Here is a 19,963-nt window from a genome sequence, read left to right on the forward strand (position 1 = left end):
CTCTAGTACGGGTTCACCTTGTCCCGGAACTTGGCGGCCACCTCGTCGGTGTCGGACTTCGGGTAGGAGATCCGCGCCGGGTCGCCGTCGGAGGTGTACCTGCTTTCCGCGTTCTGAGCGAGCTTGTCCAGCCACACCGCCGAACCGTATTCGGCCTCCTCGCCCGTCGCGCCCTGCGAGCGGATGCGCGGGATGTTCAGCGGGTCGAAGTCGGCGGTGAACGGGGACGCGGACGGGTTCGAGCCGACCAGGAACGCGCCCTGGTAGCGGTAACCGTTGCCCTGCAAGGCGAGTTCCTTCGGCCGCGGGTGGATGCCGAACGGCAGCGCGATCGTCGTCGGGTTCGCCTGCGGTGCCGCGCGCCGGATCAGCGCGTCCAGCTCGCCGATCTCGGCCTGCGCGGTCTCCTCGTCGGCCTCGCGCAGGTTCGCGTGCGTCTTGGTGTGGTTGCCGACGTCGAAACCGTTGGCCAGCAACCACGGGATGGTCCGGGCGCCACCGGGGTCGCCGAATGCCTCCGCGTTGACGTAGAACGTGGCCACCGGCCGGAACTGCGGGTGGCTGCGGGCGAAGTCGAGCATGATCGCCACCGCCGTGCCGGGCACCGGGTTGCCGTCCGGGCCGAGGGCGAACTGGCTGGGGTCGCCGTCGTCGAAGGTCAGCACCACCGGGTGCTTGCCGGCCGGGATGTCGATGCGGCCCGCGGTGAAGTCGGCCGCCGACACGGGCACGTAGCCCTCGCGGTCCAGCCGTTCCAGCTCCGCCCGGAAGTCCTCCGGCGTGCGGTCGTAGACCGACTCGGTCTCCGGCACGATCCGGTGGTACATGAGCACCGGCACCCGCCCCAGCTCGTTCGCGCGCACCGACGCCGGTTCGGCCGGGACCGCCGGGGCGGAGGACCGCAGCGGCGCGAACGCGGCCCACTCCTGACCGTCGTCGCGCTGCTCGTGCGGCCGGCCTTCGACGACCGTGGTGCACGCCGTGAGCAGGAACAGGACCGCTACGAGGGAAGCCAGCTTGGGTGTCACGCCTTCCAACGTGCGCCCTGCGTAGCACGAAGGCAACGGGGTGTAACCCGAAGGGATGGATTCCCGAATGACCCGGTTGATCCGGGGAATGTGCCCGCTGCTCGGCACAACCGGCGCGGGAGGGTTACATGGGCAGGCACCGGACGCGGTCCCAGAACTCGATTCTGGTCCTCGTGGCCATCATCGCCACGATGGCCATCGCCGTCACACCGGCGGTGGTGCAATCGCTCCCGTTCGGGCTGGCCATCCAGGGCCTCGGTGACGACGTCACCACCAACGCGGAGTCGCTGCGTGACATCCGGGTGCTGGCGGCACGCGACAGCGACCTCGACCGGGTCGCGGTCACCCTCGACGACCAGCCGCTGACCACGAAACGTGACGGCGGCCGGCTGGTCCTGCCGCCGCTGAAGATCGGCGACGGCGAGCACACGCTGGCCGCCCGGCTGCCGAACGAGGTCCCCGGGCTGCCGGACGCTGTGGTGACTCGCACGTTCACCGTCGACAACACCGCCCCGGAGCTGACCTTCCAGCCCATCGAGATCAGCGACCCGCGGAAGCCGGTGACGCTGCGCGGCACGGCGAAGGGCGCGGAAAAGGTCACGGTCCAGGGCGAAGAGGTGAAGGTCAACGAGTTCGGCAACTTCACCGCGACCATCCCGACTCCCCCGGCGAAGATCGAGATCGGCGCGCAGGACGCGGCGGGCAACCGGGCGGCCGGGCGCGTCCCGGTGCGGGCGCGGCACCCCGGGATGCGCGGGGTGCACATGACCGCGGTGGCGTGGACCGCCCCGGCGCTGCGGGAACCGGTGCTGCAGATGGCGCGGGACGGGCTCATCGACACGGTCCAGCTCGACATCAAGGACGAGAGCGGCGAGGTCGGGTACAACTCGCAGGTCCCGCTGGCGAAGGAGATCGGCGCCGCGAAGAACTACTACGACCTGCGCGGGGTCGTCGAGCAGCTGCACAAGGAGGGCATCCGCGTCGTCGGCAGGCTGGTCGCGTTCCGCGACCCGATCCTGGCCAGGGCGTCGTGGGAGTCCGGCAAGCGCGACCGGGTCGTGCAGAGCGCCGACGGGCAGCCGTGGGCCAGCGGGTACGGCGAGTACGCGTTCACCAACTTCGCCAACCGCGAGGTGCGGGAGTACAACATCGCGCTCGCGACGGAAGCCGCGCGGGCCGGGTTCGACGACATCCTCTACGACTACGTGCGGCGGCCGGAAGGCCCGATCGAGCAGCTGCGGTTCCCCGGCCTGGAAGGCACGCCGGAGGAGGGGATCGTGGACTTCCTCACGGAGAGCCGCAACGCGGTCCGGGCCGAGGGCGCGTACCTGGGCGCGTCGGTGTTCGGGATCGCGGTGAACCGGCCGACGCAGATCGGGCAGGACATCACCGCCATGGCGCGCAAGGTGGACTACATCGCGCCGATGATCTACCCGTCACACTGGGGTCCCGGCGAGTACGGGGTCTCCGACCCGGAGTCGCAGCCGCTGGAGATCACCCAGCGCTCACTGGCGGCGTTCGCCGAAAAGGCCGCCGGGACGCAGACCGTGATCATCCCGTGGATCCAGGCGTTCAGCATGTCCGTCCACTACGGGCGGGACCAGATCCGGGCGCAGCTGGACGGCGCGCGTGCCAACGGGATGGACTCGTTCCTGCTGTGGAACGCCTCCTGCAAGTACAACGCGGCCGACCTGGCGCCCTGACCGGTCACCCGCGCAGGGGTTCGACCTCGTCCGGCACGGTGTAGTGGTACCGGTCGCCCACCCTGACCTCCAGGTGCAGGCTGCCGTCCTCATCGGACAGTACCGCGTGGACGGTGCCGGTGCGGCCGTCGCGGAGGCGTACCCGGCTGCCGGCGGCCACCGCGATTCCGGCGACCACCACCTCGTCGGTTTCGGGCGACACCCCGCCCGGGTCCCACCACACGTCCTCCGGGAGCCCGCGGCGCACGTACTGGATGCGCTCCTCGCTCTCCGGCACGACGACCGGGTGGTCGTACAGGGTGACCGGCGCGGCCAGCACTGCGGCGTCGTTGTCGCCCAGCAGGACCGGCCACAGCCGGTGGCTTTCGCACTGCTCGGCGGCCGCCCGCGCCCACGGCGGCGGTTCGGTCAGCGACACGAACCGGCCCGCGTTCACCGCGAGCACCAGGTGCGCGGCCAGCATCGCGTGCCGGAGCGCGACTTCCCGCGGCGAGTCCGGCTCGTACCACTCGGTGTTGTTGACGACGTCGGCCCGCAACCGGATCCCGCCGTGGGGGCCGCCCAGCACCTGGGCGCTCAGCCGCAGCTCGCCGGTGACCGTCCAGCTCCGGCGGACGAGCCTGCTCGCCGGGCCGAGGACCTCGGTCCGCTCGGCGCCGCCGACGACGAACGGGACGCAGGTGCGCTGGGCGGTCAGCTCCGCGACCGGGAGCACGGCGTCGACCTCGCGCTCGACCGCCTCGTCCCAGCTGATGTGCTCGGCGCCGTCCTGGCGCACGACGCGCTCCTGCCCCTGGAGGAACCGCAGCCGCACGTGCAGCACGGCGTGGGAGCGGGGTTCCAGCAGGCACTCCACGCGGCAGTCGGCGAAGTCACCGGCCTGCGGTGACGCGAACGCCGGCGGCATCAGCACCCCGAACCGCCAGTCCTGCGTCCGCGGGCGGTACAGGACGGCGTCGCCGATCGCCCTGGCGGTGTCGAACGCGGTGGTCATGCGACACGGTAAAACTGTAATGCACGTCACACAAGCACTATCGCCCGTGATGGGGGCGTAAACGCTGGTCAAGAACGAGCGGGAGCCGATCGGGCACGGATCGTGGTTCACCCGATCAGCCCAGTTCGCGGCAAGCCGGACGCGGGTACGGCTCACGGACACGGGAGGGCGGCCCATGCGCACCGAACTGATCGACGCCCTGCTCGAATTGCTGGCGCGCGAATCCGAGGGCTTCGACGTGCACCGGTTCGCGCAGGACCTCGCCGAGCGCGCCACCGTCCTCGTGCCCGCGCGCGACGCCGGGGTGCTGGTGTCGTTCCCGGCCGAGCCGGTGGAAATCGCCGCCGGCACCGGGGCCGCGCGTGATCTGGTGCGCCTCCAGCTCGAACTCGGCGAGGGGCCTGCCCCGGAATGCCTCCACAGTGGATCATCGGGCGACGGCCCGTGGCCGCGGTTTTCCCCGGCCTGCAAGGAAGCCGGTTACTCCTCGGTACACACGTTGCCGATCGACGCCGACGGTGAGGTCTTCGGCGCGCTGTGCCTGTTCGACGTCGGCGGAAATACCCACCCCGCTGGGCCGCGCCTGGCGCACGCGGCCGCGCTTCGCCTGGCCCACCAACGGGATCTGCACCAGCTCGGCGTGCGGTTGCGGCACCTGCAGACCGCGCTGGACAGCCGGGTCGTGATCGAGCAGGCCAAGGGCATGCTGGCGGAACGGCACAAGATCGGTGTGGACACGGCGTTCGAGGGCCTGCGGCGGTACGCGCGCGACCACAACCAGCGGGTCGCGGACCTCGCGCGGGCCATCGTCGACGGTCGCGACCCGGTGCGCTCGAACGATTTCTGAAGGACGAAGGGTCGTGTTCCGGACAATCGCCGGTTAGCATCGGGTTCCGCCGTCGCCAGGAGGCAGGCAGACGGCGGACGAGGAATCCGCTCCGGACCCCGGCGGTACCCGCTGTTGGAATTGACAATGCGAGGGGAGCACCGGATGACGACGACGTCCCACGACCACGAACTGCAAGCGGACGCCTTCCCGGTCGGCGAACGGCTGATGTACCTCGACCGCGACGACGACGGGCCGGACAAGGTGACCGTGCGCGTGGGTGTCGTGTCCGGGGAGTGCCGGGCAGGCGAGGACGGCCTGCGCGTGCCGATGACCGACGAAGACGGCGCGCAGCGGTGGGTGGCCGCCTCGGACGTGCTGGGCAACGGCTCGAGATCGGGCAACCGGCACGAGACCGACCGGCCGGCGCGGTGGCGGCACCACCTGTCGCCCAGCGGGCGGCACCACCGGCACGACGAACCGGAGCCGTGAGGCGGGCCGGCCGCCCGGGACGGTGATGCCTGGCGCCGCGGGCGGTGATGCCTGACGCCCCGGGGCGGTGATGCCTGACGCCGCGGGCGGTGATGCCTGACGCCGCGGGCGGTGATGCCTGACGCCGCGGGCGGTGATGCCTGGCGCCGCGGGCGGCGTGCCTGGCGCCCCGGGGCGGTGATGCCTGGCGCCCCCGGGGCGTGAGGGCTGGCGCCCCGGGGCGTGGGGCCGGGCGCCCGGGGCGGCGTGCCTGGCGCCCGGGGCGGGCGTCCGGGGCGCGAGGGCCGGCGCCCGGGGCGGGCGTCCGTTCGGCCTCACCCGAGGAGGGGGTTTTGGCGGCGGTGATTTTTCGGCGCGCTCACCAGGACGGCGCGGCCCGGTCGGCATGAAGTTCGCTCAGACCGGGGCTCGCCGGCCTGTGAACCCCTTCTTGTGGGCGTCAAGGCAGGGGCGCCGCAGCCGTCGCGAGCGAGCCATCCCGCGCACTCGGCTACCGCGGCATGCAGTCGCGGAGTCCAAGCCGCGCTCCTCCCCTCGAAGGGCACCCTGCCCTCAGCGGGACAGCGCCGCAGCCGTCGCGAGCGAGCCCTCCCGCGCACTCGGCTACCGCGGCATCCAATCGCGCAGTCCAAGCCGCGTCCCTCCCCTCGGAAGGGCACCTTGCCCTCAGCGGGACAGCGCCGCAGCCGTCGCGAGCCAGCCCTCCCGCGCGCTCGGGTATCGCGGCGCCCAGCCGGTCGCCGTGCGGAAGCGGGCGTTGCTCACCCTCAGTGAGCGAGTCAGCGAGGTCAGCCGCTCGCCGAGGAGCAGCGCCGCCCGGCCCGGGCCGCGTACCCACAGCCGTGCTCCGGCGGCGCGTGCCAGTGCCTCGGTGAACGCGCGCTTCGTCAGCGGCTCGTCGTCCACGACGTTGTACGTGCCGGACGGCGCCGCCAGCGCCTCGACCACCGCGGAGGCCGCGTCGGCCAGGTGGATCGGCGAGAGGTAGCCCTCCGGCGGACCCAGCATCATGCCGATGTGCCGCCGTGCCGCGGCCAGCATCTCCTCGGCATGTGCCGCGCCGGGGCCGTAGAACCAGCCGAACCGCAGCACGACGCCGGCGCCCCCGGCCGCGGTGAAGCGGCTCGCGTTGGCTTCGGCCGCGTAGTTGCCGCGGGTCATCGGGAAGTGGTCGACCGGGGAGTCCTCGTCGACCCACTCGGCGCCCCGGTCCCGGTACAACATGCTGACCGACTCCTGCACGACCCGCCCGACGCCGGCGTCCAGCGCCGCGTCCACGACCGTCGCCGAGCCGACTGTCCGGATCCGCTCGTTGGCCCGCCACGCCCCCGGCACCAGGAACTTGGACGTCGGCGGGATCGCGGTGGCCAGGTTGATCACGGCATCCTGCCCGGCCATCGCCTCCGCCAGTGCCGCGCGGTCGAACAGGTCCGCCCGCACGGGCGTCGCGCCCTGCCGTTCGAGCACGGCGTCCTTTTCTGCGCTCCGGGACAACGCGGTGACCTCGTGACCCGATCGGACCAACGCGGGAACAGTGTGCCCACCGATCGCGCCGGTGCCTCCGGTGACGAACACCTTCATGAGGCCACCTTGGCACACGGGCACTGGAAAAACCGGAAAACCATGTTGATCACAGGCGAGCGGATGGGTAACGTCGCGGCGTTCGTGACGGCCTGAGGAGGTGAGACCCATTTTCGCGGTATCCGGTTGGGTTCTCCTCCCGAAAGGCATCACTCATGCGCTTCATCTCGGAGACGGCTGCTGACGGCGTCTCGGAACGTTCGTTCTCGCTCGGCGACGTCACCGGTGTGTTCTGGTCACCGGTCGGCGCCGTCGGCGGTCCGCTGGTGCTCCTGGCACACGGCGGCGGGCAGCACAAGAAGGCCCCGGGCATGGTGGCACGAGCCCACCACTTCGTGCGGGCCTGCGGTTTGTCGGTCGTGGCCATTGACGCGCCGGGGCACGGTGACCGGCCACGCACCGAGCAGGACGAGCGGATCCGCGCGCTGATCCGGCAGCGGATGGCGGCGGGCGAGCCGGTCCTCGACGAGATCGCGCGGGACAACGTCTCCCGGGCGACGCAGGCTGTGCCCGAGTGGCAGCGGGTGCTGGACGCGCTGCCGGGGGTCGGGCCGGTCGGGTTCTGGGGTGTGTCGATGGGCAGTGCGACCGGGATCCCGTTGGCCGCCGCGGACCGGCGGATAGCCGCGGCGGTGTTCGGGCTCGCCGGAGATCTGCTGGTGGAGGCCGCGCGGCGGGTGCGGATCCCGATCGAGTTCCTGCTCCAGTGGGACGACGAACTCATCCCGCGCGAGGCGGGCTTGGCGCTGTTCGACGCGTTCGCATCGGAGGAGAAGAGCCTGCACGCCAACCCCGGCCGGCACGCCGACGTGCCGCGCTTCGAACTGGAGAGCACGGGACGGTTCTTCGAGCGGCACCTGCGCTGAAATGCCCGGCGGTTGCGCTGAGATGCCCGGTGGTTGCGCCTGAGATGTCCGGCGGTGGCGCGGGTGGACACTTCGTGCTGGCGCGAGTGGGCCAGTCGCGCTGCGATGAATGGACCATTCATGCGCAGCCGAGGGGCGGGACGGGGAATCTCAACCCGAGGTGGGTCGCCTGGGCCGCGTGAATGGACCAGTCATGTGGGATGAATGGACCGTTCATCGGCGGCACCGGCAGCGAGGTGCGTGCGGACTGGGCGGCGGAGCCTGCGGCGGGGCGCCAGGCTGCGGCGGGGCGCCCGGGCCGCGCGAGTGGGCCAGTCGCGAAGCGATGAATGGACCGTTCACGCGCCGCCGAGGGCTGGGACGGGGAATCGCATCCCGGGGTGGGTCATCTGGGCCGCGTGAATGGACCACTCGCGAAGTGATGAATGGACCGTTCATCGGCGCGACACGGGCCGGGAGGTGAGTGAAGTCCGCGCGGCAGAGCCCGGCGCGGGGCGACCGGGCCGAGCGAGTGGGCCGGGCGACCGGGCCGGGCGAGTAGGCCGGGAATGGGCCGGGCGAGTGGGCTGGGCGTAGGCCGGGCGACCAGGCCGAGCGAGTAGGCCGAGCGACCAGGCCGAGCGAGTGGGCCGGGCGAGTGGGCCAGTCGTATCCGCATGAATGGGCCCTTCATCGGCGGCACTGGGCGGCAAACGAGTGTGAGGGTTGGGCGGTCCGGTGGGAAGCCGGGCCGCCCAACCCTCACGTTTGGCGGGGCAAACCTGTGGAGTCAAAGCCAAGGACCGCCAGCAGCAGCCTCCTCGAAGCTAAGAGACCGCCAGCCGCCGTCAGCAGTTTGTCGGGGCCTCCTTGCCGGCGAACCGGTCCACGATCCACCGGTGGGCGTCGGCGTTGCCGGCGAAGATGCCGCTCAAGTGGTCGGACACGTAGGTGTTCCACTGCTCCGTCACGCCCGCCGCGCAATAATGCTTGTGCAGCGCGTCCGCCTGGGGCGTGTTCACGATTTCGTCCGTCGCGGCGTGGTACTGGAACACCGGGACCCGCGGCGGCGCCGCCCCGAGCTTGTTCTCCGCCAGGCGCGCCTGCCACGCCGGGGTTTCCAGCGGGTTCGACGTCGTGTAGTCGGAGATCTTCTTGAACGCGTAGTTGGTCAGCAGCTCCACCACGCACGCGTTCTGCTTGGCCTCGGCGATCTGCTGCCGTCCCGTGTCGTTGAGGTAGGAGTCCAGGTCGAGCTCCGGGTACGCGGTGTCCAGGCCGACCGCGGCGAACGCCAGGAAGCCGAAGCCCAGGTAGCCGTCCAGGCCCTTCGCGACGTCGGTCAGGTCCGCGGGCACCCCGCCGGCCACCACGCCCACCAGGTTCATCTCCGGCGCGTACGCCGGCTGCTTCTCCGCCGCCCACAGCGCGCCCCCGCCGCCCTGCGAGTAGCCCTGGAAGATCACCTTGGCGTCGTCGGACAGCCCGGCCTGCGAAAGCCGCTGCGCCGCGCGCACGGAGTCGATCACCGCGGGGCCCATGGACTGCCCGGTGATGTAGGTCGGCACCGTGTTCGGCGAGTAGCCCTCGTAGTCGGTGACCGCGACCGCGTAGCCGCTGGCCAGCGAGTCGTTGATGGCGGGCTGGTCGTAGAGCGTGCCGCGCTCGATGGCTTTCGACGGGGTGCACTTGAACGCCGGGCCCTGCGTCCCGACGGCGAACCCGACGATCGGCGCCTTCGCCGGGTCCACGCCCTTCGGCACCAGCACCGTGCCGGTCACCGCGTTGCGCGCGCCCAGCGCGTTCGTCGACAGGTACATGACCTCCCAGGCGTCCGCGTTCGCCGCGTTCATCAGCGGCACCGCGGGCCGCCAGCGGATCACGTCACCGGCGTTGCCCGCCGGGAGCGGCGACGGCGGGGTGTAGAACGAGTCGTCGAACGGGCCCGGCAGAACTGGAGCCGCCACCGCGGACGGCGCCGACATGGCCACCGCGCCGCCCGCGAGCAGCACGAAACCCACCAGCGCGGCCAGCAGCCGTCGGCGGAAATTGCGGTTCTTCACATTTTCTCCTTCACAGACCAAGAGCCGGAGCGAGCACCGGCCACGAGTTGTGCAGTGCCCGTTCCCAGTACGGCCAGCTGTGGGTGCCTGCGCCGTAGTAGTCCACAGTGGCCGGAACGCCCATTCGCTTCAGCTTTTCGGTGAAGCTCTTGGACGTGAGCAGCGCCGCCGGTTCCAGCGGATCGGACTGCCCCGGCGGATCCAGCGGGCCGGTCCGGCCATCGCCGCACGAGATGTAGAGCGCGGTGCCGCGCAGGTCGTCGATGTGGTCGTACGGGTTGCGGGACCACCAGATCGGCCAGCTCGCCTTCTCGTCGCCCCACAGGTCGAAGAAGTTGTAGTGCCCGGCGCGGATCAGGATGCCCTGGATCACCTCGGGCGTGCCGGGGAACAACGTGTTGGGGATCCCGCTGTAGGAGGCGGCCGCGCCGAACATCCCCTTGTGCAGGAACGCGTACGCGAGCGCGCCGTAGCCGCCGATGGACACCCCGGCCACCGCGCGTTTCGTGCCGCCGCGGTAGCCGCGCTCGACGATCTGGCGGACCTCCTCAGTGTGGAACCGGTCCCAGTCCGGTGTGGACTTCAGCCCGAAGTTCCACCACTTCGTGTACATGCCTGCCTCGCCGTCGGAGGGCATGACGACGATCGCGTCCTTGTCCGCGGTGAACGCCTTCACGTCGGTGAACCGGTCCCAGGACTGGTATTCCGCCGGTTCGCAGCACCCGTGCAGCAGCCACAACGTCGGCCAGGTCCGGGCGGGTTCGGCGCGCCACTTCACCGGCACGATCAGCCGCACCATGCCGGTCTCGCCCAGCGCGGGCGAGTCGATCTCCAGGTCGACCGTGCGGTCGTCGATCCAGGTCTCCTTGACCACTTTCGCTCCATCGTCGGCGCTGACCGTGGCGGCCGACACCGGCGCGGCCAGGGCGGCACCGGCGATCACGGCGACGACGGGTAACACCAGCAAGGCCCAGCGGCGACGGCGGCGCCCGGCCCGGTCGGTTCTCATCGGTTCTCCTCGGGTGGTTTCACAGCGGGATGTTGCCGTGCTTCTTCGCCGGCAGCGTCTGCCGTTTCGTGCGGAGCGTGCGCAGCGCGCGAGCCACCTGGAGCCGGGTCTGCGACGGCGGCACGACCATGTCCACGTATCCGCGCTCCGCGGCCAGGTACGGGCTCGCGTGGTGCTTGCGGTACTCCTCGGTCAGCCGCCGGACAGCCACCACCCGGTCCTCTGTGGACAACCGAGCGAGCTCGTGCCGGTGCAGCACCTCGACCGCGCCCTCGGCGCCCATCACCGCGATCTCGGCGGTGGGCCAGGCCAGGTTGACGTCCGCCCCGAGGTGCTTGGAACCCATCACCGCGTACCCGCCGCCGTAGGCCTTGCGGGTCACCACGGTCACCTTCGGCACGGTCGCCTCGGAGTAGGCGTAGATCAGCTTCGCGCCGCGCCGGATGATGCCCTGCCGTTCCTGCTCGGTGCCGGGCAGGTAGCCGGGCACGTCGGCCAGGGTGACGATCGGGATGCCGAACGCGTCGCAGAACCGCACGAACCGGGCGGCCTTCTCGGAGGCGTCGATGTCGATCACCCCCGCCTGCCGGAGCGGCTGGTTCGCCACTATCCCGACCGAGCGGCCCTCGACGCGGCCGAACGCGCAGATCATGTTGGGCGCGAACGCTCCGTGGATCTCGGTGAACTCGCCGTCGTCGACCAGGCGCCGGATCACCTCGGTCATGTCATAGGCCTGGTTGAGCGAGTCCGGGACGATCCGGTCCAGTTCGAGGTCCGCCGGGGTGATCTCGCGGGACGTTTCATCCGCGTACTCCGGCGCGGCGTCCAGGTTGTTCAGCGGCAGGTAGCCGAGCAGGGTCTGCACCCAGTCGATCGCGTCCCGCTCGTCGGTCGCGCGGTGGTGGGCGTTGCCGGAGATCTCGCTGTTGACCGCGGCGCCGCCGAGCTGCTGGGCGGTGACCCGCTCGCCGGTCACGGCGTGCACGACGTCCGGTCCGGTGACGAACATGTGCGAGGTGTCCTCGACCATCACGGTGAAGTCGGTGATCGCGGGCGAGTACACCGCGCCGCCCGCGCACGGGCCCATGATCACGGAGATCTGCGGGATCACCCCGGACGCGTGCGCGTTGCGCCGCCCCAGCTCGGCGTAGTAGGCCAGCGACACCACGCCTTCCTGGATGCGCGCGCCGCCGGAGTCGTTGATGCCGATGACCGGGCAGCCGATCGACATCGCCAGGTCCATCACCTTGAGGACCTTCTCGCCGAAGACCTCCCCCATGCTGCCGCCGAACACGCTGAAGTCCTGCGAGAACAGGCACACCGGACGACCGTCCACAGTGGCATGGCCGGTGACCACGCCGTCGCCGTAGGGGCGGTTGCCGTCCATGCCGAACTCGGTGCAGCGGTGCCGCGCGAACTGGTCCAGCTCGACGAACGACCCGTCGTCGACGAGCAGGTCGATGCGCTCGCGGGCGGTCAGCTTGCCCTTCGCGTGCTGCCGGTCGATCGCGCGCTTCTCGGCGATGCGCACTGCCTCGTCCTGACGGGCGGCCAGGTCGGCGATCCGGTAGGCGGTCGTCGGGGCGAACGGGACGTCCACTGCGGTCCTCACTTCCGTGTGATCCGGTCGCCGAGCGCGGCCGCGATGACGGACACGTGCGGAGGGTCGATCATCGACACGTGGTCGCCGGGCACCCGCACGATCTCCAGGTCCGGGCAGAACTCGTCCCAGCCCAGCGCCTCGTCGGCACGCAGGTAGCGCGGGTCGAGCGCGGTGGTCAGCGGATGCGGCTCCTGCGCGCGGAGCAGCACCACCGGTCCGTCGTACCGCTGCGGCGCGTACCGCTCCGCAACCCGGGCGTCCACATAGGACGTGTACTGGTGGTGCAGCACGCCCTCGCCCAGCCCGGGCACCTTCTCCGCCAGCTGCCGCATCACGAGCCCGATCTGGTCACCCTCGCCGAGCCGGGCCAGTTCGTCGCGCGGGATGTCCAGCGCGACGCCGTAGGTCTGCTCGATGTGCGTGGCGAACCGGTCGAACCGGTCCAGCAGCAGGTCCTCGGCCGGCGCGTCGGCAGGCAGCGGGAGGATGGTGTCGATCAGGAACACCAGCTCCACCGGCTCGTCCAGCTGCCGCGCGCACTCGTAGGCGAGGCAGCCGCCGAACGACCACCCGCCGAGCCGGTACGGCCCGCGCGGCTGGATCTCGCGGATCATCTCCAGGTAGCGGGCCGCCTTCGCCTCGACGGTGTCCAGGTCGTCCAGCCGCTCGAACCCGTACACCGGGAACTCGCCAGGCAGGTCACGCACCAGTCGCGTGTAGACACTCGCCGGTCCGCCTGCCGGGTGGAACAGGAACACCGGGGTCCCGGTGCCCGCACGCAGGCAGCGCACCGGCCCGGAGCCCTCGATCCGGTCGCGCAGCAGGTCGGCCATCGCGGCGATCGTCGGCCGGTCGAACAGGTTCGTGGGCAGGTCCGCCAGTTCGGCCGACATCGCCGCGCGCAGCTCGGCCGGATCGCCGGGGAAGTCCTCGTGCACCCCGGAGAAGCGGCCGAGCACGTCGTGCCAGTGCCGGGCGACCCAGCGCTCGGCGGGATCGCGCGGCCCGACGACGACCTCGGTGACCGCACTGGTACCGGCGTCGAACCCGGCCTGCTCCGCGAGGTGCGCCGCCAGCTCGGCGAGGCTCGCGCCGCGCAGCAGCATCGGCACCGGCAGCGGGAGGCCGAAGTCCCGCTCGACCGCGCCGCGCGCCCGCATCGCGAGCAGCGAGTCCAGGCCGAGCTGGGTGAGCGGCACGTGCCGGTCGACCTGTTCCGGCGCGAAGCCCATCAGTCCGGCGACCAGCGACGTCAGGTGGTCGGCGATGGCCGCGTGCGCGGTCGCCGGTTCCAGCGCCGCCATGCCCGGCCACGCCGACGCCGCCGTGCGCCGCGGCACGAGCAGGTCGAAGAACGGCCGGTCGGCGAGGCGCGGGAACAGTTCGAGCACAGCGTCCGCGTCGAGCCGGGCCACGCCGGTGGCCGCCCGGTCGCGGGCCAGGACGGCCTCCAGCGCTTCCAGCGCCTCGGCGGTGCCGAGCGGTTCGAGCACCGGGTTCGTCGTGCCGACCACGGCGCCCGCCTCGCCCCACGCGCCCCAGTTGATCGTCGCGGCGGGCAGGCCGTGGGCGCGGCGCCACTCCACGAGCGCGTCGGCGTAGGCGTTGGCCATCGCGTAGGCGGTCTGGCCGGGCGAGCCGAACAACGCGGCCGCCGAGGAGTAGACCAGCCACCAGTCCAGGTCGTGGCCGAGCGTGGCCTCGTGCAGGCGCCAGGCGCCCGTCGCCTTCGGCCGCCACGCCGTCGCCAGCTGCCCCGGGGTCAGCGACACGGCCGCGCCGTCGGCGAGCACTCCGGCCGCGTGCAGGACACCGCGCAGCGGCATCCCACCGCTGGTCGCCGCCTCGACGAGCCGCTCGGCGACCCCGGGTTCGGCGATGTCCCCCGCCACCACGACCGCGCCGGGCACGTCGACCGCACGCACGCTCCGGGACGACAGGACGATCCGCGTCGCGCCCCTCTCGGCCAGCCAGCGCGCCGCGACCAGGCCCAGCCCGCCGAGCCCGCCGGTGATCACGTAGGCGCCGTCGCGCACCACCGGCCGCTCGGCCGTCCCGAGCCGGGGCCGGGTCAGCTCCCGGGTGTGCCGGACGCCGCGGCGCCAGGCGATCTCGTCGTCCGGGCCGTCCGCGCGCAGCTCGGCGGGCAGCTGGTCGAGCGACTCCGGGTCGACGTCGACCAGGCTCGCGTGCAGCTCGGGGTGCTCGAACGCGAGCACCCGCACCAGCGCCCGCAGGCACGCCAGGTCCGGGCGGCCCGCCTCGCCGGGGTCGACCGCGGCCGCCGAACCGGTTACCAGCCACAGCCGGGCGGGCGATTCGGCCAGCTCCGCGACCACCCGCGTGACCTCGTGCACGAGCTCCGGGCCGTCCGCCTCTCGGGCGAACCACACCACGCCGTCCGGCCGGGTCGCCAACGCGGCACGCAGGGCCTGCGGGTCGTCCGGCGGGACCACGACCACGCGGTCGTCGCCGAACCGCAGGCCCGGCTCGCCGTGGTGCAGCAGAACCCAGGTCCGGTCCTCCTCGGCCGCGCCGGGCAGGCCGGCCCGCGTCCAGGTCGCCTCGAACAGCTTGCCGGACAACGGAACCGGCAGCGCGGACCGACGGAACCGGCGGGCGTGCACGTCGCGGAACTCGGCCAGCACCGCGCCGTCGGCGGCGACGAGCTGCACCGTGCCACGCAGGTCGTCGCCGGACAGCGAGTCCACGACGGCGTCGACCCGCACCCCGGACCGCGGGTCACCGGCGACCGTGACCGCGCCGATCGACATCGGCAGGAACAGCCCGTCGGCCTCACGCAGCGCCGGACCGGTCGCGGCGGCCAGGGCGTGCAGGCAGGCGTCGGCCAGGGCGGGGTGCAGCACGTGCCCGGCCGGCTTCGGCAGGTCGACGGCCGCCGACGCACGTCCCGCGATCGCGGTGACGTCGCGCAGCAGCCGAAACGCCGGCCCGTAGCTCATGCCCATCGCGTCCAGCGCCGCGTAGAGGTCGACCGGCTCGCCGTCGACCGGGCCGAGCGGCTCCAGCGGCACCTCCTCGCCGACCCGGGCCGTGGCGTGGCAGACCCAGTCGCCCGACTTGGTGTGCACGCTGATCACGCCCTCCGCCAGCGACGTCGTGACCTCCTGCTCGGGGCCGAGCGGCAGGATCTGACGCAGCTCGACGTCGGTGACGCGTGGTCCGGCCGCGGACAGCGCCAGCTCGACGAACCCGGTCGCCGGGAAGATCGGCGTGCCGAAGGCCGCGTGGTCGGCGAGCCACGGGTGCCGGTCCGTGCCGATCTCCCCGCGCCACACGCGCTGGCTGCTGCCCGGCACCTCGGCGTGCGTGCCCAGCAGCGGGTGACCGGCCGCACGCGCCCGCCGGTGAGCCCAGAACCGCTCGTGCCGCCACACCGCGCCGGGCAGGTCGGCGACCGGTTGTTTCGGCTCCCGCGTGGTCAACACGGCGGGGTGGCCGAGCACGTGCAGGCGGGCGAGGCTGGTCAGGAACGCGAGCTGCTCGTCGGTCTTGCGGTTCGTCGTCGGCAACCCGGTCGCCCCGGCCTGCTCGACCGCCGCGAGTGCCACCGGGTGCGGGGCGATCTCCACGAACGTGCCGTGGCCGTCCTCCACCGCCGCCGCCAGTGCCTGCGCGAACCGCACCGGGCGGCGCAGGTTCGCCGCCCAGTAGTCCACGTCGAACAGCGGCTTGTCCCGCGGGTCGTCGAGGACGCTGGTGTAGCAGGGCACCTCCGGGCTGCCCGGCTCGATCGCGAGCCCGGCGCGGAACCGGTCCAGGATCGCGTCGACTGCGGGTGAGTGCCCGGCCCCGCTCACCGGCAGCAGCTTCGCGAACCGGCCCTGACCCTCCACATGCGACACCAGCGACGCGACCGCTTCGGCGTCGCCGGTGACCGTGCACTGCGACGCCGACGCGTACACCGCGACCTCGACCCCGGCGAACTCGGCGATCTCCGCGGCCGGCGCCTCGACCACGGCCATCGCGCCCGTGCCCGCCGAGTCGATCTCCCCCAGCAGCCGCGCCCGCGTCGTCATCACCCGCAGACCGTCGGCGACGTCCAGCGCCCCGGCGACCACGGCGGCGGCGACCTCGCCCATGGACTGCCCGAGCACCGCGGCGGGAGTCACGCCGTGCGCCCGCCACAACCCGGCGAGGGCGACCTGCATCCCGAACAGCGCCAGCTGCGTCGCGGCCAGGTCCGGCGGTTCGCCGGCCAGCACCTCCCGCAGCGAGAACCCGGCCTCGGCGCGGAACACCGGGTCGAGCCGGTCCACCTCGGCGGCGAACGCGGGTTCGGTCTCCAGCAGCCGCCGCCCCATGCCGGTCCACTGCGAGCCGTAGCCGGAGAACACGAAGACGACCCCGTCGAGGCCGCCCTGCGCCGGCGTCACGTCCCGGAGCGCGGCTGCCAGCTCCTCCCGGGTGGAGGCGACGACGGCGGCGCGCACCGGCAGGTTGTCGCGGCCGTGGGCCAGCGTCGAGGCCACCGCGCTCATCGGCACGTCGGACGACTCGACCCAGCGGGCCAGCTCGGCAGCCCGATCCCGCAGCCCGTCGGCGGACCGGTCGGACACGGCGAACACGTGCGGCCCGCCGTCGTCCGCGAACCGCGGGTTCGCCGGCCACTCCTCCAGCACGACGTGCGCGTTGGTGCCGCCGAACCCGAACGCCGACACGCCCGCCCTGGCCACACCGGAGTACCGCGGCCAGGGCGCCGGCTCGGTGACCACCCGCAGGCCGTCGAAGTCGATGTGCGGGTTCGGCTCGCGGTAGTGCAGGCTCGGCGGCACCCGCCGCCGGGACAACGCGAGCACGGTCTTGATGAGGCCGGTGATGCCGGCCGCGCCCTCGAGGTGGCCGAGGTTGCTCTTCACCGAGCCGAGGAGCAGCGGCCGGTCCGCGTCGCGGCCCAGCACCCGCTTGAGCGCCCCGGCTTCGATCGGGTCGCCGAGCAGCGTCCCGGTGCCGTGCGCCTCGACGTAGTCCACGACGGACGGATCCAGCCCGGCCGCCGCGTAGGCGTCCCGCAGCAGCGCCGCCTGCGCCTCCGGGTTGGGCGCGGTGATGCCGTTGGAGCGGCCGTCGGAGTTGACCGCGCTGCCGCGGATCACCGCCAGCACCCGGTCGCCGTCGCGGCGCGCCGCGCGCAGCGGCTTCAGCACGACGACCCCGCAGCCTTCGCCACGGGCGATCCCGTCGGCGTGCGCGTCGAACGGTTTGCACCGGCCGTCCGCGGCGAGCACCCCGGCCTCGGTGAAGTTCGCGGTGATCCCCGGGGTGAGCAGCAGGTTCACGCCGCCGACCAGCGCGGTGCCGATCTCGCCGCGCTGCAGACTCTGCACCGCCTGGTGGACGGCGACCAGCGAGGACGAGCACGCGGTGTCGATCGTGAGGCTCGGGCCGCGCAGGTCGAGCAGGTAGGACAGCCGGTTCGCGGCGATGCTCGCGGCGGCGCCGGTGCCGGACCACGCGTCGATCGCGGACACGTCGGTCATCGTCAGGTAGCCGTACTCGGCGGCCGACAGCCCGACGAACACGCCGGTGCGCGTGCCGCGCAGCGAGGACGGCGGGATGCCCGCGTGCTCCAGCGCCTCCCAGGCGACTTCGAGCAGCAGCCGTTGCTGCGGGTCCATCGCCTCGGCCTCACGCGGGGTGATGCCGAAGAAGGCGGCGTCGAACCGCAGCGCGTCGTCGAGGAAGCCGCCCCGGCGCGGCAGCGCGGCCAGCTCGGCGGCGTCGGCGAAGGACTCCCAGCGGCCCTCGGGCAGGTCGCCGATCCCGTCGCCGCCGGACTCGAGGAACCGCCAGAACCCGTCGGGTGAGGTGATGCCGCCGGGCAGGCGGCACCCGATCCCGACGACCGCGACCGGCTCGCCCGGATCCGGGGTCCACTGCGCCGTCGTCTCGCGCTCCACATCGGACAGTGCGGCGACGAGGTCGTTGATCGTCGGGTGCTCCCAGACCAGGGTCGCGGGCAGCGACCGGCCGAGGAACCGGCCGAGGTCGCCGGTCAGCGCCATCGCGTCGCGGGAGGACAACCCGGTCTCCTGTAACGGCTTCGCCGGGTCGACCTCGACGGCGGGAACGCCCAGCGTGGTGGCCACCCGGTCCACCAGCCAGGCCCGCAGGCCGGTCATGCGAGCCGCCGCGCGTCGAGCGAGCCGTCGAGGTAGCGCTGCCGGGTCAGCGCCCGGCTGATCTTGCCGCTCGACGTTCTCGGCACCTCGCCGGGTTCGGTGAACACGACGTCGCGCAACCGCAGGCCGTGCACCGCGGACACCTCGGACCGCAGCCAGGCCGCCACTTCGCCGTAGTCCGCCTCGGTGTCGCGAGCGCGTTCCAGCACGACCACCGCCGCTTCGCCGTCCTCGCCCGGCACCGAGAAGGCGGCGGCGGAGTGCGGCCGGACCACCGGGTGCGCCTCGACGGTCTGCTCGACGTCCTGCGGGTAGTGGTTGCGGCCATCGACGATGATCAGGTCCTTCATCCGGCCCGTCATGAACAGCTCGCCCTCGAACAGGACCCCGAGGTCACCGGTCGCCAGCCAGTCGCCGGGTTCGCCGGGCACGCGGCGGCCGAAGGTGGCGTCCGGACGGTTCCAGTAGCCCCGGCCGATGTTCGGGCCACTGACCCAGATCTCGCCCACCGTGCCGTCCGGGACCGGGACCCCGTCCGGGTCGACGATCCGGATCCGCTGGTCCACCGGCCGCCCGCAGGACACCAGGGTCGTGGTGGCGCCGCCGGAGGCGGGTGTCGCGGTGCCGGCCGCGAGCCGGTCCCGGTCGAAGGTGACCTGCCGCGACGGCGATCCGGCGTCGGTCACCGACACCAGCACGGTCGCCTCCGCGAGGCCGTAGGACGCGCGGTGCACCTCGGGCCGCAGCCCGCACTCGGCGAACGCGTCCTGGAACTTCGCGATCGTCGACGGCAGAACCGGTTCGCTGCCGTTGATCAGCGACACCACCCGGCTCAGCTCCAGGTAGCTCTTCTCCCGCTCGGACACCCGGGACGCGCTGTAGGCGTAGGCGAAGTTCGGCGCGGCGCTGATCGCGCCCGGGCTCGCCGACAACGCGCGCAGCCACCGCTCCGGCCGCTCCAGGAACGCCAGCGGGTCCATCAGCACCGAGGTCAGGCCGCCGACCACGGGCGCGCCGGTGCCGAGGATCAGGCCCATGTCGTGGAACAGCGGCAGCCAGCTCACCGTCGACGTGGCGCCGCGCCGCGCGCCGTAGGCCCGCAACGCCTGCTGCGCGTTGGTGACCACGTTGCGGTGCGTCAGCATGACGCCCGCCGGGCTGCGCGTCGAACCCGAGGTGTACTGCAGGTAGGCGAGGTCGTCCGGGTCCGGCGCCGGCCACTCCCGCCTGCCCGGCTCGGCCGGAACCGCGTCCAACACCAGGATTTCCGGTCCGGTCACCAGTCCCTTGACGTCGTCGCGCTCGTCGTCGGTGGTCAGCACGAGCGCCGGCGAGCAGTCGTCGAGCACCGCGGTGAGCCGGTCGCCGTGCCCGGGCAGGGACGGCGCGAACAACGGGACGGCGACCAGGCCGGCGCGGATCGCCGCGAGGAACGCCACCACGTAGTCGGCGGACTGGTTCACCAGCACGGCCGCGCGGTCGCCCGGCAGGGCCAGCTCGCGGGCGCGCTCCGCCACCGCGCTCACGCGGTCGTCGAGTTCGCGCCAGGTCAGGGAAATCGCGTTGCCGTCCGCGCTGGTGCGGTAGTCCAGGAACGTCACGGCGATCTCGTCGCCCTGCACGCGGGCCCAGTGTCCGAGCATGGTCGCGAACGAAGAGTTCTCAGTCATCGAGTC

The 19,963-nt window shown here is 72.6% G+C and carries 12 protein-coding genes; 4 read left to right on the forward strand and 8 right to left on the reverse strand.

Features of this window, described 5'->3' with window-relative positions; all coding sequences use genetic code 11:
* Window positions 1–2: 2 nt before the first annotated feature.
* Window positions 3–1,028: a polysaccharide deacetylase family protein gene (locus L2C96_RS11315; RefSeq protein WP_237336103.1), complete on the reverse strand. Its 1,026-nt coding sequence runs from the start codon at window positions 1,026–1,028 to the stop codon at window positions 3–5.
* A 128-nt stretch (window positions 1,029–1,156) separates the two neighbouring features.
* On the opposite strand from L2C96_RS11315, the gene L2C96_RS11320 reads away from it, so the two are divergent.
* Entirely contained in the window at window positions 1,157–2,731 is a 1,575-nt protein-coding gene (locus tag L2C96_RS11320; protein ID WP_020421509.1) for a putative glycoside hydrolase, read from the forward strand.
* Between the two features lie 4 nt (window positions 2,732–2,735).
* Here the strand turns inward: L2C96_RS11320 and L2C96_RS11325 are convergent, their stop codons facing one another.
* Window positions 2,736–3,725 carry a hypothetical protein gene (locus L2C96_RS11325; RefSeq protein WP_237336104.1) on the reverse strand — a complete coding sequence of 330 codons (990 nt, stop codon included), beginning with the start codon at window positions 3,723–3,725 and terminating at the stop codon, window positions 2,736–2,738.
* Between the two features lie 175 nt (window positions 3,726–3,900).
* On the opposite strand from L2C96_RS11325, the gene L2C96_RS11330 reads away from it, so the two are divergent.
* Entirely contained in the window at window positions 3,901–4,572 is a 672-nt protein-coding gene (locus L2C96_RS11330) for an ANTAR domain-containing protein (RefSeq protein ID WP_020421511.1), read from the forward strand.
* A 144-nt stretch (window positions 4,573–4,716) separates the two neighbouring features.
* Window positions 4,717–5,043: a hypothetical protein gene (locus L2C96_RS11335; protein WP_020421512.1), complete on the forward strand. Its 327-nt coding sequence runs from the start codon at window positions 4,717–4,719 to the stop codon at window positions 5,041–5,043.
* Between the two features lie 666 nt (window positions 5,044–5,709).
* On the opposite strand, the gene L2C96_RS11340 is transcribed toward L2C96_RS11335, so the two are convergent.
* Window positions 5,710–6,624, reverse strand: a complete 915-nt coding sequence (locus L2C96_RS11340; RefSeq protein WP_237336105.1) for an NAD-dependent epimerase/dehydratase family protein — start codon at window positions 6,622–6,624, stop codon at window positions 5,710–5,712.
* A gap of 155 nt (window positions 6,625–6,779) precedes the next feature.
* On the opposite strand from L2C96_RS11340, the gene L2C96_RS11345 reads away from it, so the two are divergent.
* Window positions 6,780–7,490, forward strand: coding sequence for an alpha/beta hydrolase family protein (locus L2C96_RS11345; RefSeq protein ID WP_237336106.1), 711 nt, complete (start codon window positions 6,780–6,782; stop codon window positions 7,488–7,490).
* A gap of 827 nt (window positions 7,491–8,317) precedes the next feature.
* On the opposite strand, the gene L2C96_RS11350 is transcribed toward L2C96_RS11345, so the two are convergent.
* Genes L2C96_RS11350 through L2C96_RS11370 form a run of 5 tightly spaced genes read right to left on the reverse strand, consistent with a single transcriptional unit; the run spans window position 8,318 to window position 19,957 of the window.
* Complete coding sequence (locus L2C96_RS11350; protein ID WP_237336107.1) at window positions 8,318–9,532, reverse strand: lipase family protein; 1,215 nt, start codon at window positions 9,530–9,532, stop codon at window positions 8,318–8,320.
* 10 nt (window positions 9,533–9,542) lie between these two features.
* The gene (locus L2C96_RS11355; RefSeq protein ID WP_237336108.1) at window positions 9,543–10,541 is read right to left on the reverse strand and encodes an alpha/beta hydrolase; all 999 of its coding nucleotides are present in this window, start codon (window positions 10,539–10,541) and stop codon (window positions 9,543–9,545) included.
* Between the two features lie 19 nt (window positions 10,542–10,560).
* On the reverse strand, window positions 10,561–12,153 hold the full coding sequence (locus L2C96_RS11360; protein WP_237336109.1) for an acyl-CoA carboxylase subunit beta: 1,593 nt from the start codon (window positions 12,151–12,153) through the stop codon (window positions 10,561–10,563).
* On the reverse strand, window positions 12,150–18,287 hold the full coding sequence (locus tag L2C96_RS11365) for a type I polyketide synthase (RefSeq protein ID WP_237336110.1): 6,138 nt from the start codon (window positions 18,285–18,287) through the stop codon (window positions 12,150–12,152). Before L2C96_RS11365 ends, L2C96_RS11360 begins: the two co-directional genes overlap by 4 nt.
* Window positions 18,284–19,957 (reverse strand): fatty acyl-AMP ligase, encoded by a 1,674-nt coding sequence (locus L2C96_RS11370; RefSeq protein WP_237336111.1) that lies wholly within the window; start codon window positions 19,955–19,957, stop codon window positions 18,284–18,286. The genes L2C96_RS11365 and L2C96_RS11370 overlap by 4 nt, the downstream gene beginning before the upstream one ends.
* Between the last annotated feature and the right edge of the window lie 6 nt (window positions 19,958–19,963).

The sequence above is a fragment of the Amycolatopsis tucumanensis genome, assembly GCF_021654135.1.
Taxonomy (GTDB): Bacteria; Actinomycetota; Actinomycetes; order Mycobacteriales; family Pseudonocardiaceae; genus Amycolatopsis_E; species Amycolatopsis_E tucumanensis.